Raw genomic sequence first — 16,449 nt, 5'->3', positions numbered from 1 at the left:
AGCGCAGCTGTCAACGTGGTCTTGCCATGGTCGACGTGACCGATGGTGCCGACGTTCACGTGCGGCTTGGTGCGCTCGAATTTAGCTTTTGCCATGACTTGCTACCTCTAATTGGAAATTTTTGAAGCGGCTGAGCGAACTCAGCCCTTCTTGGTGACGGCGTCGGCGATGTTGGCCGGTGCCTCTTCGTAATGGTCGAATTCCATCGAGAACGTGGCGCGCCCCTGGCTCATCGAGCGCAGCGAGGTCGCATAGCCGAACATTTCACCCAGCGGGATCATCGCATTGATGATCTTGCCCGACGGGCTGTCGTCCTGACCCTGCAACACGCCGCGACGGCGGCTCACGTCGCCCATCACGTCACCCAGGTAATCCTCGGGGCTGACGATTTCGACCTTCATGATCGGCTCCAGCAACACCGGGCTGGCTTTCGCAAAGCCCTGCTTGAACGCCATCGACGCGGCCAGCTTGAACGCCATTTCCGAGGAGTCGACGTCGTGGTACGAACCGAACACCAACTTGACCTTCACGCCCACGACCGGGAAGCCGGCGATCGGACCACTGGTGATGGTCTCGCGCAGACCCTTTTCGACCGAGGGGATGAATTCCTTCGGAATGATGCCGCCGGTGATGTCGTTGATGAAGAGGAAATCGTCCTTGACGTTGTCGCTCTTGCGATCTTCCTCGGTCATCGGCGACAGCTCGATCACCACGTGGCCATACTGACCCTTACCACCGGACTGCTTGGCGTGCTTGTAGTCGGACTTGACGTCGGCCTTGCGGATGGTTTCGCGGTAGGCCACCTGCGGCTTGCCGACGTTGGCCTCGACATTGAACTCGCGACGCATGCGGTCGACGATGATATCCAGGTGCAGTTCGCCCATGCCCGAGATGATGGTCTGGCCGGATTCTTCGTCGGTCTTGACGCGGAACGAGGGATCTTCCTGCGCCAGACGGCCCAGGGCCATGCCCATCTTTTCCTGGTCCGACTTGGTCTTCGGCTCCACCGCCATCGAGATCACCGGCTCCGGGAACACCATGCGTTCCAGGGTGATGATCTTGTCCTGCGCGCACAGGGTGTCGCCGGTGGTGACGTCCTTCAGACCCACCGCGGCAGCGATATCGCCCGCGCGCACTTCCTTGATCTCTTCGCGATTGTTGGAGTGCATCTGCAGGATGCGGCCCACGCGCTCCTTCTTCGACTTGACCGGGTTGTAGACCTGGTCGCCGGAGTTCAGCGTGCCCGAATAGACACGGAAGAACGTCAGCGAACCCACGAACGGGTCGGTCATGATCTTGAATGCCAACGCCGAGAACGGCGCGGTATCGGTTGCCGGACGGGTGTCTTCCTTTTCGTCCTCATCGATACCCTGGACCGGCGGACGGTCGGCCGGCGACGGCAGCAGGTGCACCACGCCGTCGAGCATGGCCTGCACGCCCTTGTTCTTGAACGCCGAGCCACAGAACACCGGCACGATCTCGACCTTCAGGGTGCGCTCGCGCAGGCCCGACAGGACCTCCTCTTCGCTCAGGTCGCCCTCGTTGAGGTACTTGTCCATCAGGGCTTCGCTGGCTTCTGCAGCCGCCTCCACCATGAACGAACGCGCCTCGGTGGCCACATCGACCAGATCGGCCGGGATGTCGCGGTATTCGAACGTGGTGCCCTGCGAAGCGGAATCCCAGTGAATGGCCTTCATCTTCAACAGATCGACCACACCCTCGAAGCCGTCTTCGGCACCGATCGGCACCTGCATCGGCACGGCATAGGCACCCAGACGGGCCTTCAGCTGCTCGACGACCTTGTCGAAGTTGGCGCCGGTACGGTCCATCTTGTTGACGAAGGCCATGCGCGGCACGGAGTACTTGTTGGCCTGGCGCCACACGGTCTCCGACTGCGGCTGCACGCCGCCGACGGCGCACAACACGAACACCGCACCGTCGAGCACGCGCAGCGAACGCTCGACTTCGATGGTGAAGTCCACGTGCCCGGGGGTGTCGATGATGTTGAAGCGGTGCTGCGGCATGGACTTGTCCATACCCGTCCAGAAGGCGGTGGTCGCAGCGGAGGTGATGGTGATGCCACGCTCCTGCTCCTGCTCCATCCAGTCCATCACCGCAGCGCCGTCATGGACTTCGCCGATCTTGTGACTGACACCGGTGTAGAACAGGATGCGTTCGGACGTGGTGGTCTTGCCGGCATCGATGTGGGCCATGATGCCGAAGTTGCGGTAACGCTCGATAGGGGTGGTACGGGCCACGGGGAGCCTCTCAATTTCTTGGATTTCGGATGGCCGAACGCCGCCTTTCGGCGGCCTTCGGATTGAATGCGACGCTGATCGCGTCGCAAACAGCACTCAGTGGTGCTGAAGGGCCCCGTTACCAAGGCCCCCGAGGTCACCAGCGGTAGTGTGCGAACGCCTTGTTCGCTTCCGCCATACGGTGCGTCTCTTCGCGCTTCTTGATCGCGCCGCCGCGGCTTTCCGAGGCGTCCAACAGTTCTGCAGCCAGCTTGCGCGGCATGGTGTTCTCGCCACGCTTACGCGCGGAATCGATCAACCAGCGCATTGCCAGCGCCATGCGACGGGAGGAGCGCACTTCGACGGGCACCTGATAGGTAGCACCACCGACGCGACGCGATTTGACTTCGACAGCCGGGGCCACGTTGTCCAGTGCTTTCTGCACCAGCTCGACGGCATTCGGATTCTTTTCGCCAATGACGTCCATTGCGCCATAGACAATTTTCTCAGCAACCGACTTCTTGCCACTTTGCATCACCATGTTGATGAAGCGGGCAATGGTTTCGCTGCCATGCTTGGGATCAGGCAGGACGGTGCGCTGCGGAGTAGAACCTTTACGGGACATTTGAGTGTTTCCTTAGCTCTTCGGGCGCTTGGCGCCGTACTTGGAACGACCTTGACGGCGCTTTGCGACGCCGGCGGCGTCCAGCGAACCACGGACGGTGTGATAACGCACACCGGGGAGATCCTTGACGCGACCACCACGAATCAGGACCACGGAGTGCTCCTGCAGGTTGTGGCCTTCACCGCCGATGTAGCTGATGACCTCTTCCTGATTCGTCAGGCGCACCTTGGCGACCTTACGCAGGGCCGAGTTCGGCTTCTTCGGGGTGGTGGTGTAGACGCGTGTGCAGACGCCGCGGCGCTGCGGACACTTGTCCAGTGCCGGAGAGGCACTCTTGTAGGTGGTCGCCTGCCGGGGCTTGCGGACCAGCTGATTGATCGTTGCCATCAGTCGATTCTTCTGATTGGAGGCCGAAACGGCCTTGCATGAACACGAAGGCAGGCCGCAAAACGGCCCACCGAGACAGAGAAGTATAGCTGGCAGGGCAAAACTCCGTCAACTTCACGGAAATCTAACTCTGCTGGCCCATCCCGGACCGGAAAACGGAGGGCCTCCTGCCCTCCTTTTCGCCTGGCTTATGCCGATCTTGCGATCGCCATCGGAGCGCTTACTCCTCGTCCGCGCCAGCGTCGGCCGCAGTTGCGACCGGTTCGGCCACTGCGGGCTTGCCCGACAGCGTTTCCATTTCCGAGTCGGTCAGACCCGAAGCCTTGCGACGGCTGGCGTGGTACGCCAGGCCGGTACCGGCCGGGATCAGCCGGCCCACGATCACGTTCTCCTTCAGACCGCGCAGGCTGTCGCGGGTACCGCGCACGGCAGCCTCGGTCAACACGCGCGTGGTCTCCTGGAACGACGCCGCCGAAATGAACGACTCGGTGGCCAGCGAGGCCTTGGTGATACCCAGCAGCACCGGGTCGTACTTGGCCGGCAGCTCCGAGCGCGTGGTCAGGCGTGCATTTTCCTCGATGACGCGCTGGCGCTCGACCTGCTCACCATTGAGGAACTTGCTGTTGCCCTGATCGACGATCTCGACCTTGCGCAGCATCTGACGCGTGATCACTTCGATGTGCTTGTCGTTGATCTTCACGCCCTGCAGGCGGTACACGTCCTGGATTTCCTTGACCAGATACGCAGCCAGCGGCTCGACACCCAGCAGACGCAGGATGTCCTGCGGGCTCGGCTCGCCATCCACCACGGTCTCGCCCTTGGTCACGTGCTCGCCTTCGAACACGATGATCTGGCGATACTTGGGAATCAGCTCTTCGTGTTCCGAACCATCGGTGTCCTTGATGATCAGGCGCTGCTTGCCCTTGGTGTCCTTACCGAAGCTGATGATGCCCGAACGCTCGGCCAGGATCGCCGGATCCTTCGGCTTGCGCGCTTCGAACAGGTCGGCCACGCGCGGCAGACCACCGGTGATGTCGCGGGTCTTGGAGGCCTCCTGCGGGATCTTCGCCACCACGTCGCCCACGCCGACGGCCGCGCCGTCCTGCAGGTTGACGATGGAGCGCGGCGGCAGCAGGTACTGCGCCGGCAGATCGGTGCCCGGGATGGTCAGATCGTTGCCCTTGCCATCGACGATGCGCACGATCGGCCGCAGTTCCTTGGCCTGCGCACCACGACGCTTCGGATCGGTGATTTCGCGCGACGCCAGACCGGTCAGTTCGTCGGTCTTCTCGATGACGGTGACGCCGTCGACGAAGTCGATGAAACGGATGAAACCGGCCACTTCCGACACGATCGGGTGGTTATGCGGATCCCAGTTGGCCACGCCCTGCCCGGCCTTGACCGCATCACCGTCCTTGGCGGTGATGGTGGCGCCGTACGGCAGCTTGTAGCGCTCACGCTCGCGACCGTGGCCGTCGAGCACCGACAATTCGCCCGAACGCGACACCGCCACCAGCGAACCATTGGCGTGTTCGACCGACTTCAGGTTGTTGAACTTGATCGAACCGGTGGTCTTGACCGTGATGTTGTCCACTGCCGCCGCACGCGATGCCGCACCACCGATGTGGAACGTACGCATGGTCAGCTGGGTACCCGGCTCACCGATGGACTGCGCGGCGATGACGCCGACCGCTTCACCGATGTTGACCAGGTGACCGCGCGCCAGATCGCGACCGTAGCAGCGTGCGCACACGCCGAACGACGACTCGCAGCTGATGGTCGAACGCACCTTCACCGACTGCACGCTGGCGTCTTCGAGCTTGGCGACCCAGGCTTCGTCCAGCAGCGTGTTGCGGGTGACGATCGGCTCTTCGTCGTTGCCCGGCAGGTAGACGTCCTCGGCCACCACACGGCCCAGCACGCGCTCGCGCAACGGCTCGACCACGTCGCCGCCTTCAACGATCGGGGTCATGATCAACCCCTCGGTGGTGCCGCAATCGACTTCGGTGATCACCACGTCCTGCGCCACGTCGACCAGACGACGGGTCAGGTAACCCGAGTTCGCCGTCTTCAGCGCGGTATCGGCCAGACCCTTACGCGCGCCGTGCGTGGAGTTGAAGTACTCCTGCACGTTCAGGCCTTCGCGGAAGTTCGCCTTGATGGGCGTTTCGATGATCGAGCCGTCCGGACGCGCCATCAGGCCGCGCATACCGGCCAGCTGACGGATCTGCGCCTGGCTACCACGCGCACCGGAGTCGGCCATGATGTACAGCGAGTTCATCGACTTCTGATCGATGGTCTCGCCCTTGGCGTTCTCGACCTTTTCGGTACCGATGGTGTCCATCATCGCCTTGGCGATGCGCTCGTTGGTACGCGACCAGATGTCCACCACCTTGTTGTAGCGCTCGCCGGCGGTGACCAGACCGGACTGATACTGCTCCTGGATTTCCAGCACTTCGGCTTCGGCCTCGGTGAGGATGCCCTTCTTCTCGTCCGGGATCAGCATGTCGTCGATGCCGATCGACACACCTGCACGGGTCGCGTAGGCGTAGCCGGTGTACATCAGCTTGTCGGCGAACACGACGGTGTCCTTCAAGCCCAGCAGACGATAGCTGGAGTTGATCAGACGCGAGATGTTCTTCTTGGTCATCTCGGTGTTGGCCAGCTGGAACGGCAGGCCTTCGGGCAGGATCTCGCTCAGCAGCGCGCGGCCGACCGTGGTCTCCACGATCGAGGTGCCGGTGGTGCGCTTGCCGTCGGCGGCGTCGATGTCCACCTGGGTGATGCGGACCTTGACCTTGGCATGCAGTTCGACCACGCGGTTGTCGTAGGCGCGCTTCACTTCGCTGGTGTTGGCGAACACCATGCCTTCGCCCTTCTTGTTCTCGAGGGCGCGGCTCATGTAGTACAGGCCCAACACCACGTCCTGCGACGGCACGATGATCGGCTCGCCGTTGGCCGGCGACAGAATGTTGTTGGTGGACATCATCAGCGCACGCGCTTCCAGCTGAGCTTCCAGCGAGAGCGGCACGTGGACGGCCATCTGGTCGCCGTCGAAGTCGGCGTTGAAGGCGGTACACACCAGCGGGTGCAGCTGGATGGCCTTGCCTTCGATCAACACCGGCTCGAACGCCTGGATGCCCAGACGGTGCAGGGTCGGCGCACGGTTCAACAGCACCGGATGCTCACGAATCACCTCTTCCAGGATGTCCCAGACTTCGGCTTCTTCGCGCTCGACCAGCTTCTTGGCGGCCTTGATGGTGGTGGCCAGACCGCGACGCTGCAGCTTGGCGAACACGAACGGCTTGAACAGCTCCAGCGCCATCTTCTTCGGCAGGCCGCACTGGTGCAGCTTCAGGTACGGACCGACGGTGATGACCGAACGGCCGGAGTAGTCCACGCGCTTGCCGAGCAGGTTCTGACGGAACCGGCCCTGCTTGCCCTTGATCATGTCGGCCAGCGACTTCAGCGGACGCTTGTTGGTGCCGGTGATGGCACGGCCGCGACGGCCGTTGTCCAGCAGCGCATCGACCGATTCCTGCAGCATGCGCTTTTCGTTGCGCACGATGATGTCCGGAGCGTTGAGCTCCAGCAGGCGACGCAGACGGTTGTTGCGGTTGATCACGCGGCGGTACAGATCGTTCAGATCCGAGGTCGCGAAACGGCCGCCATCCAGGGGCACCAGCGGACGCAGATCCGGCGGCAGCACCGGCAACACGGTCATGACCATCCACTCCGGACGGTTACCCGATTCCAGGAAGGCTTCGATCAGCTTGATACGCTTGGTGAGGCGCTTGAGCTTGGTTTCCGAACCGGTGCTGGCGATTTCCTCGCGCAGGCGGGTCATTTCCGACTGCAGGTCGATCGTGCGCAGCAGCTCGTACACGGCCTCGGCGCCCATGGCGGCGTCGAAATCGTCGTTGTACTCCTGGCGTGCGGTCAGGTACTGCTCTTCGGTCAGCAGCTGGCGGCGCTCGAGCGGGGTCAGGCCCGGCTCGGTGACCACGTAGGCTTCGAAGTACAGCACGCGCTCGATGTCACGCAGGGTCATGTCCAGCATCAGGCCGATGCGCGAGGGCAGCGACTTGAGGAACCAGATATGCGCGACCGGCGAGGCCAGGTCGATGTGACCCATGCGCTCGCGGCGCACCTTGGCCAGGGTGACTTCGGTGCCGCACTTCTCGCAGACCACGCCACGGTGCTTCATGCGCTTGTACTTGCCGCACAGGCACTCGTAGTCCTTGATCGGTCCGAAGATGGCGGCGCAGAACAGGCCGTCACGCTCGGGCTTGAAGGTCCGGTAGTTGATGGTTTCGGGCTTCTTCACTTCGCCGTAGGACCACGAACGGATCAGGTCCGGCGACGCCAGCGCGATCTTGATCGCGTCGAAATCCAGCGTCTGGCGCTGCTGATTGAAGAGGTTGAGCAGGTCTTTCATTTGATATCTCCGGGTCGGAGGAATTCGTATCTGAGATGGAACGCGCAGAGATCTGTTCGGGACCGGGGACCCGGGACCCGGGACCCGGAAGATCAAGAGCGCTCGGCTCCTACTCTTCCCGGGTCCCCGGTCCCGTGTCCCGGGTCCCGGCGCTTACTCTTCCAGTTCCATGTTGATCGCCAGCGAGCGGATTTCCTTCACCAACACGTTGAAGGATTCCGGCATGCCCGCGACCATCTCGTGCTCACCATCGACGATGTTCTTGTACATCTGGTTGCGGCCCTGCACGTCGTCGGACTTCACCGTCAGCATTTCCTGCAGGGTGTAGGCCGCGCCGTAGGCTTCCAGCGCCCAGACTTCCATTTCGCCGAAGCGCTGACCGCCGAACTGCGCCTTGCCGCCCAGCGGCTGCTGGGTGACGAGCGAGTACGGACCGGTGGAACGGGCATGCATCTTGTCGTCGACCAGGTGGTTCAACTTCAGGTAATGCATGTAGCCGACCGTGGTCTTGCGATCGAACGCTTCACCGGTACGACCGTCGAACAGCTGGGTCTGGCCGCTCTGCGGCAGATCGGCCAGTTCCAGCATGCGCTTGATCTCCGCCTCGCTGGCACCGTCGAACACCGGGGTGGCCATCGGGACGCCGTCGACCAGGTTCTTGCCCAGGTTGAGCAGTTCCTCATCGCTGAACTGCGACAGGTCCACGCGTTCGGCATTGATCGCGCCATCGTGGTTGTAGATGTCGTTGAGGAACTTGCGCAGCTCGCTGACGGCAGCCTGGGCTTCGAGCATGCGCTGGATCTTGCGACCCAGGCCCTTGGCGGCCCAGCCCAGATGCACTTCCAGAATCTGGCCGATGTTCATACGCGACGGCACGCCCAGCGGGTTCAGCACGATGTCCACCGGCTCGCCGGTCGCCATGTACGGCATGTCCTCGACCGGCACCACGTTGGAGACCACACCCTTGTTGCCGTGGCGGCCTGCCATCTTGTCGCCAGGCTGGATGCGGCGCTTCACCGCCAGGAACACCTTGACCATCTTCAGCACGCCCGGCGCGAGGTCGTCGCCCTGGGTGATCTTGCCGCGCTTGTCGGCAAAACGTGCCTCGAATTCCTTCTCGTGCGCCTGGATCTGCTTCTGCGCGCGTTCGATGGCGTCGGCGGCGTCCTCGTCCTTCATGCGCAGCTGGAACCAGTCGGACTTCTTCAGCCCGTCCAGGTACGCGTCGGTGACGTTGTCGCCCTTCTTCAGGTTCGGCCCGCCGTTGGCGACCTTACCCACGATCTGCGAGCGCAGACGTGCGTAGATGGCCGCTTCCAGGATGCGGAACTGGTCGTCGAAGTCCTTCTTGACGCGCTTGATCTCGGACTCTTCGATCTGACGCGCACGCTTGTCCTTCTCGATGCCGTCGCGGGTGAAGACCTGCACGTCGATGACGGTGCCGTCCATGCCCGGGGGCACGCGCAGCGAGCTGTCCTTCACGTCGGAGGCCTTCTCGCCGAAGATCGCACGCAGCAGCTTTTCTTCCGGAGTCAGCTGGCTTTCGCCCTTCGGGGTGACCTTGCCGACCATGATGTCGCCGGCACGCACTTCCGCACCGATGTACACCACGCCGCTCTCGTCCAGGCGGTTCAGGGCCTGCTCGGACACGTTCGGGATGTCGGCAGAGATTTCCTCCGGCCCCAGCTTGGTGTCGCGTGCAACGCAGGTCAGTTCTTCGATGTGGATCGTGGTGTAGCGATCCTCTTCCACCACGCGCTCGGAAAGCAGGATGGAGTCTTCGAAGTTGTAGCCGTTCCAGGGCATGAAGGCGATCAGCATGTTCTGACCCAGCGCCAGTTCACCGATATCGGTGGACGGGCCGTCGGCCAGCACGTCGCCACGCGCGATCACGTCGCCCACATTCACCAGCGGACGCTGGTTGATGCAGGTGTTCTGGTTGGAGCGGGTGTACTTGATCAGGTTGTAGATATCCACGCCGGCATCGGTGCCGCCGCCGATTTCCGACTCGTTGACCTTGACCACGATACGGGCCGCGTCGATCTGCTCGATCACGCCACCACGCAGCGCATTGACGGTCACGCCGGAGTCGCGCGCCACCGCACGCTCGATACCGGTACCCACCAGCGGCTTCTGCGAACGCAGCGTCGGCACGGCCTGGCGCTGCATGTTGGCGCCCATCAACGCGCGGTTGGCGTCGTCGTGCTCGAGGAACGGCACCAGCGCCGCGGCGACCGACACGGTCTGCATCGGCGAGACGTCCATGAAGTGCACTTCCGCCGGCGGCTTCAGCAGCGACTCGCCCTGGAAGCGGCACGGCACGAACTGCTCGGTCAAGGTGCCCTTGGCATCGGTCAAGGCATTCGCCTGGGCGATCACGTACTCGTTTTCTTCGATCGCCGACAGGTATTCGACGTCGTCGGACACCTTGCCGTCCAGCACCTTACGGTACGGCGTCTCGAGGAAGCCGTACTGATTGGTGCGGGCGAACACGGCCAGCGAGTTGATCAGGCCGATGTTCGGGCCTTCCGGCGTTTCGATGGTGCAGACGCGGCCGTAGTGGGTCGGGTGCACGTCGCGCACTTCGAAGCCGGCGCGCTCGCGGGTCAGACCGCCCGGGCCCAGTGCGGAGACGCGACGCTTGTGCGTCACTTCCGACAGCGGGTTGTTCTGGTCCATGAACTGCGACAGCTGCGAGGAGCCGAAGAATTCCTTGATCGCTGCAGCCACCGGCTTGGCATTGATCAATTCCTGCGGGGTCAGGCCTTCCGACTCTGCCATCGACAGGCGCTCCTTGACCGCGCGCTCGACGCGGACCAGGCCCACGCGGAACACGTTCTCGGCCATTTCGCCGACCGAACGCACGCGACGGTTGCCCAGGTGGTCGATGTCATCGACCACACCGCGACCGTTGCGGATCTCCGTCAGCACCTTGATCACTTCCAGGATGTCGGAGGTGTCGGCATGCTCGGCGACCAGGCGCTTGGACTCTTCGTCGTTGCGCTCGGCGAAATACTTCTTGTCGTACAGCACCGACTCGCCCAGCACTTCCTTGCGGCCGACGCGACGGTTGAACTTCATGCGGCCGACGGTGGACAGGTCGTAGCGCTCGAAGGTGAAGAACAGGTTGTGGAACAGGTTCTGCGCAGCTTCCTTGGTCGGCGGCTCGCCCGGACGCATCATGCGGTAGATTTCGACCAACGCTTCCAGCTGCGTCTTGGTCGGATCGATGCGCAAGGTGTTGGACAGGTACGGACCACGGTCCAGATCGTTCACCCACAGGGTACCGACCGCGTCGACGCCGGCCTTGCGGAAGCCCGCCAGCTGGTCTTCGCTGATTTCGTCGTTGGCGTTGGCCAGCAGCTCGCCGGTCGAGGCATCGACCACGTCATGCGAAAGGATGCGGCCGACCAGGTAGTCGTCCGGCACGGCCAGCGCGGCAACGCCAGCGGCTTCCAGCTGCTTGACGTGACGCGCGGTGATGCGCTTGCCGGCTTCCACGATGACCTTGTCGCCATCGGCCAGATCGAAGTTCAGCGTTTCGCCACGCAGACGCTCCGGCACCAGCTCCAGCTGTACGCCTTCGTCCGGGTTGATGTGGAAGGTGTTGATCTCGAAGAACTCGGCCAGCATCTCTTCGTTGCTGTAACCGAGCGCGCGCAGCAGGATCGACACCGGCAGCTTGCGGCGACGGTCGATACGGGTGAACAGCGCGTCCTTCGGGTCGAACTCGAAGTCCAGCCAGGAGCCGCGGTAAGGAATGATGCGGGCGCTGTACAGCAGCTTGCCCGAACTATGCGTCTTGCCACGGTCGTGGTCGAAGAACACGCCCGGCGAGCGGTGCAGCTGCGACACGATCACGCGCTCGGTGCCGTTGACGATGAAGGTACCGTTGCCGGTCATCAGCGGGATTTCGCCGAGATAGACCTCCTGCTCCTTCACGTACTTGATGGCCTTGGTGGACGACTCGCGGTCGTAGATCACCAGGCGCACGGTCACGCGCAGCGGCGCGCCATAGCTCATGCCACGCTGACGGCATTCACGCTCGTCAAACACCGGCTGGCCCAACTTGTAGCCCACGTACTCGAGCGCAGCGTTGCCGCTGTAGCTGGAGATCGGGAACACCGACTTCAGAGCGGCATGCAGACCGAGGTCCTTGCGCTTGGTCGGCTCCACGTCTTCCTGCAGGAATTCGCGGTAGGAATCCACCTGGATGGCGAGCAGGAACGGCACTTCGAGGATCGAGCGCTGCTTGCCGAAGTCCTTGCGGATGCGCTTTTTTTCGGTGAACGAATAAGACGTCATGAGGTCTTCACCCTAGGCTGCGGGGGCCACATCGCGGCGGCCCTGAGATAACAAAACTGAACCCGCGCACATGGATGTGCGCTGCTCTTGTGAGGGACTCACATTCAAGTTGTCAGTTGGAAGTCGCTGGTATTGCCGGCACCAGCACGCCTTCTCCCGCTACTTCCAACTACCAACTCGTTGAAGCGAGGATTGGGGATGACGAGATTGGGGATTGGCGAAGCTGCCTTCGAATCCCGAATGCCGACTCTCAAATCCCGGCTTTCCATCAACGGCCAAAGGCCGGGGGCTACTCGCCCCCAGCCTTCAGTGCACCACCATGCAACGCAGGCGATGCAAGGTGCTGCTTACTTGATTTCGACAGTCGCACCAGCTTCGGTCAGTTCCTTCTTGATCTTCTCTGCCTCTTCCTTGGTGGCGCCTTCCTTCAGCATGCCACCGGCTTCGGTCAGATCCTTGGCTTCCTTCAGGCCCAGGCCGGTCACGCCGCGCACGGCCTTGATGACGCCGACCTTGTTGGCGCCGCAGTTGACCAGCACCACGTTGAATTCGGTCTGCTCTTCGACCACGGCAGCCGGGCCGGCAGCGGCAGCGGCGACCGGGGCGGCGGCGGAGACGCCGAACTTGTCTTCGATGGCCTTGACCAGCTCCATCACTTCCATCAGGGACTTCTCGGCGATGGCGTCGACGATCTGTTCGTTGGTAAGGGACATTGTGTTTACCTTTAAATGAGTTTCTGGATTGGGGTTCTAGCGAACGCTAGGACATCAAGCTTCGGCAGTCTCGGCAGCCGGCGCGGCGGCTTCTTCGCCACCACCCTGCTTCTCGCCAACGGCCTTGACGGCACGGGCGAACATGGCAGCCGGTTCGGACAGCACGCGAGCCAGCATGGCCAGGGCCTGATCACGGGTCGGCAGCGAGGCCAACACGTCGACATGGCTGGCCGGGAACAGTTCCCCGCCAATTGCCACGACCTTGGCCTGCAGCTTGTCGTTGCTCTTGGCGAATTCCTTGATCAGGCGACCGGCAGCGCCGGGCTCCTCCATCGAAAACGCATACACCAAAGGACCAACCAGCTTGTCGGACGCGACAGCGAATTCGGTACCTTCGACGGCACGCACGGCCAGGGTGTTCTTGACAACTTTCAAGAACACACCGGTTTCGCGGGCCTGCTTACGCATCGCGGTCATCTGGGAGACCGTGGTGCCAGCGTATTCGGCGGCGATCAGGGAGTGGGCCTTGGCGGCGATGTCTGCCAGCTCGGCGACTACGTCTTGCTTCTGGGACAGATTGAGAGCCATTGCACTCCTCCGTTAAAGCCGGGATTGGTGATTGGTGATTCGGGATTGGTCACAGCGATCACGCCGCCGTTGCCAATCCCAAATGCCGAACCGCTAATCCCCGCTTCAAACTACTCCGCTCGCGGCTCCTGCCGGTCGCGGTCCAGGGCAGCCTCCTTCCTGGAAGCCGGGAACATCGACCGATGTTCCATTGGTGGCCGTTCTAGACCTGGAGTGGGCTCGATCCGGGATGTCCCAGACGCGCGTAAACCAGAAAAACTCCAGAAGGGCGACACCATCTACGCCGGCCGGTTCGAGAACGAACCGATTAAGCGATCCCGCTGCATCGACGGCGACTCCTTGCCAGTGCGAGCATCCCTGCCCGTCGTCGACCTGCGCTGACCGCGCCTGCGGTCTTTGACGGCTACCGCCGGACGTGCCGGCGATCGCCTTCAAAATGTCCGTTTCCCAAAGGGCGGGAACGGACTCCCAGCACACGGTTACCCGGGCCGGAAAAACGATGCAACTACCCGAATGCGTCAGGCGCATGACGCCCGACGCGTTCGATCACTTCAGCGACAGGCTCGACTGGTCGACCGTCACGCCCGGACCCATGGTCGAGCTGACCGACACCTTCTGCAGGTAGGTACCCTTGGAGGTAGCCGGCTTGGCCTTCAACAGATCGCCCAGCAGCGCCTGCAGGTTCGACTTCAGCGCTTCGTCGTCGAAGCTGGCCTTGCCAATGGTGCAGTGGATGATGCCGGCCTTGTCGGTGCGGTAGCGCACCTGACCCGACTTGGCATTCTTGACCGCTTCGCCCGGATTGGCCGAAACGGTGCCGACCTTCGGGTTCGGCATCAAACCACGCGGCCCCAGCAGGGTGCCGAGCTTACCGACCACGCGCATGGCATCCGGCGTGGCGATGACCACGTCGTAGTTCAGATCGCCGGCCTGCATCTTCTCGGCCAGATCGTCCATGCCCACTGCTTCGGCACCGGCGGCCAGGGCCTCGTCGGCCTTGGCACCTGCCGGTGCGAACACGGCCACGCGCACGCTCTTGCCGGTACCGGCCGGCAGCACGGTCGAACCGCGCACCTGCTGATCGGACTTCTTGGCGTCCACGCCCAGGCGCACAGCAACGTCGATGGACTCGACGAACTTGGCCTTGGTGGCAGTCTTCAGGATCTTGATTGCGTCTTCGAAGGCATAGCTCTTGCCCGGAACGACAGCGGCCGTGATGGCCTTAACGCGCTTGCTCTGTGCCATCTCTTAGCCCTCCACCGTCAAACCCATGCTGCGGGCAGAACCCGCAATCGTGCGAACCGCCGCTTCCAGCTCGGCCGCCGTCAGATCGGCTTCCTTGGCCTTGGCGATCTCTTCCAGCTGCTTGCGCGTCACCTTGCCCACCTTGTCGGTGTTGGGACGCTTCGAGCCGGAGGTCACACCTGCGGCCTTCTTGAGCAGCACGCTGGCCGGGGTGCTCTTGGTGACGAAGGTGAAGGTACGATCCGAATACGCGGTGATGATCACCGGCGTCGGCAGGCCCGGCTCCAGCTTGGAGGTCGCGGCATTGAACGCCTTGCAGAACTCCATGATGTTCAGGCCGCGCTGACCCAAGGCAGGGCCGACCGGCGGCGCAGGATTGGCCTGACCGGCCTTGACCTGCAACTTGATGTAAGCAACTACTTTCTTAGCCATTTCAATACTCTCCGGGTGCTAGCGCCTGAACCGCAGGCTCCCCATCGGACCGGAAAAATCACGCGTCCCGGCTTCGCGTTTCGACCACACGCAGATGGCTGCCATGCGGCAGCCATTGTTTCCCGGCGGTTCGCCGGGTGAGCGAGCCGCGCATGATAACAGGATTTTGAAGTGGGCGCCTGCACGGCGCCCCAATCGATCAGCCCTTCTCGACCTGGCCGAACTCGAGCTCGACCGGCGTGGAGCGCCCGAAGATGAGGACGGCAACACGCAGCCGGCTCTTCTCGTAGTTGACCTCTTCGACAACGCCGTTGAAGTCGTTGAACGGACCATCGGTGACCCGCACCATCTGACCCGGCTCGAACAGCACCTTGGGACGCGGCTTCTCGACGCCATCCTGCACACGCTGCAGGATCGCATCGGCTTCCTCGTCGCGGATCGGCAACGGGCGGTCGGCCGTGCCGCCGATGAAACCCATGACCTTGGAAGTTTCCTTCACCAGGTGCCAGCTTTCGTTGTCGATGCGCGGAATACCGGCTTCTTCGTGCGTCTCGATCTGCACCAGCACGTAGCCGGGGAAGAACTTGCGCTCGGAGCGGCGCTTCTGGCCCGCACGCATTTCGATGACCTCTTCGGTCGGCACCAGCACTTCACCGAAACGCTCTTCCATCCCGGTACGCGCGATGCGATCGCGCAGCGCCTGCGCGACAGATTTTTCGAAGCCTGAATAGGCGTGAACGACATACCAACGCTTCACTGCTTGATTCTCCTCAACGAGCCAGGAACCACTGCGTGAGCTTCTGGATGACGAAATCGAAGCCGCCCAACAGCAAACTCAGAATGATCACAACAACAATGACGACCCAGGTGGTGCGGATGGCTTCCTGGCGCGTCGGCCAGACCACCTTGCGCAACTCGAACCGGGACTCGGACAGGAATTCGCGCGTTTCGCGCCCTTTGCCGGTGCCCAGGAAAACGAAGGCACCCGCTACCAATCCGATGATGACAGCCAGCGCGCGCAACTGCGGCGTCCAGGCTCCCAGCTGGCTGGCGCGCTCGGGCGCGGAAAACCAGAACCACACGAATAACCCCGCCACCACCAGGGCTGCGGAGATCACGTATTTCACGACATCGGCGCTGGCAGCAGACGCGCTCTTGGAAGGCTCGATTTTGCTATTCATCCGGCTCTAGTTACCGATCTGACCCGAATCGCTGGGCCGGAAAGAGGAGTGGCACGCCAGGAGGGACTCGAACCCCCAACCTGCGGTTTTGGAGACCGCTGCTCTGCCAATTGAGCTACTGGCGTATGTACTCGTTACCGCACACCCTCAAGACAACGAAGGCGGACCGCGGTTCAGCCGGCCCGCCTTTCGCGCGAATCCGGCGACCAGAGTCGCCGGATTGCAGGCTTCTTACTTGACGATCTTGGCAACCACGCCGGCGCCGACGGTACGACCGCCTTCACGGATGGCGAAACGC

13 protein-coding genes and 1 tRNA gene are annotated in these 16,449 nt (G+C 62.6%); all 14 read right to left on the bottom strand.

The genetic code is table 11. From position 1 onward, the window contains the following. On the bottom strand, window positions 1–95 hold a 95-nt coding region (locus LL964_RS19900), incomplete at its 3' end, for a GTP-binding protein (RefSeq protein ID WP_033013367.1). Between the two features lie 45 nt (window positions 96–140). Beyond that, the gene (gene fusA / locus LL964_RS19895) at window positions 141–2,258 is read right to left on the bottom strand and encodes an elongation factor G (RefSeq protein WP_104588962.1); all 2,118 of its coding nucleotides are present in this window, start codon (window positions 2,256–2,258) and stop codon (window positions 141–143) included. A 136-nt stretch (window positions 2,259–2,394) separates the two neighbouring features. Next, window positions 2,395–2,862, bottom strand: a complete 468-nt coding sequence (gene rpsG / locus LL964_RS19890; protein ID WP_005993356.1) for a 30S ribosomal protein S7 — start codon at window positions 2,860–2,862, stop codon at window positions 2,395–2,397. A gap of 12 nt (window positions 2,863–2,874) precedes the next feature. Beyond that, the gene (gene rpsL, locus LL964_RS19885) at window positions 2,875–3,249 is read right to left on the bottom strand and encodes a 30S ribosomal protein S12 (RefSeq protein WP_003469157.1); all 375 of its coding nucleotides are present in this window, start codon (window positions 3,247–3,249) and stop codon (window positions 2,875–2,877) included. 220 nt (window positions 3,250–3,469) lie between these two features. Next, window positions 3,470–7,687, bottom strand: coding sequence for a DNA-directed RNA polymerase subunit beta' (gene rpoC / locus LL964_RS19880; RefSeq protein WP_104588961.1), 4,218 nt, complete (start codon window positions 7,685–7,687; stop codon window positions 3,470–3,472). Window positions 7,688–7,840: 153 nt separating this feature from the next. Further along, window positions 7,841–11,992, bottom strand: a complete 4,152-nt coding sequence (gene rpoB / locus LL964_RS19875; RefSeq protein ID WP_104588960.1) for a DNA-directed RNA polymerase subunit beta — start codon at window positions 11,990–11,992, stop codon at window positions 7,841–7,843. A gap of 347 nt (window positions 11,993–12,339) precedes the next feature. After that, entirely contained in the window at window positions 12,340–12,705 is a 366-nt protein-coding gene (rplL, locus tag LL964_RS19870; RefSeq protein WP_104588959.1) for a 50S ribosomal protein L7/L12, read from the bottom strand. 54 nt (window positions 12,706–12,759) lie between these two features. Next, window positions 12,760–13,293 carry a 50S ribosomal protein L10 gene (gene rplJ / locus LL964_RS19865; protein ID WP_104588958.1) on the bottom strand — a complete coding sequence of 178 codons (534 nt, stop codon included), beginning with the start codon at window positions 13,291–13,293 and terminating at the stop codon, window positions 12,760–12,762. A gap of 546 nt (window positions 13,294–13,839) precedes the next feature. After that, the gene (gene rplA, locus LL964_RS19860) at window positions 13,840–14,538 is read right to left on the bottom strand and encodes a 50S ribosomal protein L1 (RefSeq protein WP_104588957.1); all 699 of its coding nucleotides are present in this window, start codon (window positions 14,536–14,538) and stop codon (window positions 13,840–13,842) included. A gap of 3 nt (window positions 14,539–14,541) precedes the next feature. Continuing rightward, a complete protein-coding gene (gene rplK, locus LL964_RS19855; RefSeq protein ID WP_104588956.1) occupies window positions 14,542–14,970 on the bottom strand; it encodes a 50S ribosomal protein L11 in 429 nt (142 codons plus the stop codon). 199 nt (window positions 14,971–15,169) lie between these two features. Continuing rightward, window positions 15,170–15,727, bottom strand: a complete 558-nt coding sequence (nusG, locus tag LL964_RS19850) for a transcription termination/antitermination protein NusG (RefSeq protein WP_104588955.1) — start codon at window positions 15,725–15,727, stop codon at window positions 15,170–15,172. 13 nt (window positions 15,728–15,740) lie between these two features. Next, window positions 15,741–16,151: a preprotein translocase subunit SecE gene (secE, locus tag LL964_RS19845; RefSeq protein WP_104588954.1), complete on the bottom strand. Its 411-nt coding sequence runs from the start codon at window positions 16,149–16,151 to the stop codon at window positions 15,741–15,743. A 49-nt stretch (window positions 16,152–16,200) separates the two neighbouring features. Further along, window positions 16,201–16,276 (bottom strand) — tRNA-Trp (locus LL964_RS19840). A 106-nt stretch (window positions 16,277–16,382) separates the two neighbouring features. Then, window positions 16,383–16,449 (bottom strand): EF-Tu C-terminal domain-related protein (locus LL964_RS19835; protein WP_484607087.1); only part of this gene is annotated, 67 nt, incomplete at its 5' end.

This window comes from Xanthomonas melonis, assembly GCF_020783655.1.
Taxonomy (GTDB): domain Bacteria; phylum Pseudomonadota; class Gammaproteobacteria; order Xanthomonadales; family Xanthomonadaceae; genus Xanthomonas; species Xanthomonas melonis.
Note: the sequence above shows the minus strand (reverse complement) of the source record. Positions and strands in the feature narration are given on the sequence as shown.

Bases quoted from the DNA above. Each gene is read 5' to 3' on its own strand.
- secE (WP_104588954.1), bottom strand. From the start codon at position 16,151: ATGAATAGCAAAATCGAGCCTTCCAAGAGCGCGTCTGCTGCCAGCGCC.
- rplL (WP_104588959.1), bottom strand. From the start codon at position 12,705: ATGTCCCTTACCAACGAACAGATCGTCGACGCCATCGCCGAGAAGTCC.
- rpsL (WP_003469157.1), bottom strand. From the start codon at position 3,249: ATGGCAACGATCAATCAGCTGGTCCGCAAGCCCCGGCAGGCGACCACC.
- rpoC (WP_104588961.1), bottom strand. From the start codon at position 7,687: ATGAAAGACCTGCTCAACCTCTTCAATCAGCAGCGCCAGACGCTGGAT.
- rpsG (WP_005993356.1), bottom strand. From the start codon at position 2,862: ATGTCCCGTAAAGGTTCTACTCCGCAGCGCACCGTCCTGCCTGATCCC.
- rplA (WP_104588957.1), bottom strand. From the start codon at position 14,538: ATGGCACAGAGCAAGCGCGTTAAGGCCATCACGGCCGCTGTCGTTCCG.
- rplJ (WP_104588958.1), bottom strand. From the start codon at position 13,293: ATGGCTCTCAATCTGTCCCAGAAGCAAGACGTAGTCGCCGAGCTGGCA.
- rplK (WP_104588956.1), bottom strand. From the start codon at position 14,970: ATGGCTAAGAAAGTAGTTGCTTACATCAAGTTGCAGGTCAAGGCCGGT.
- rpoB (WP_104588960.1), bottom strand. From the start codon at position 11,992: ATGACGTCTTATTCGTTCACCGAAAAAAAGCGCATCCGCAAGGACTTC.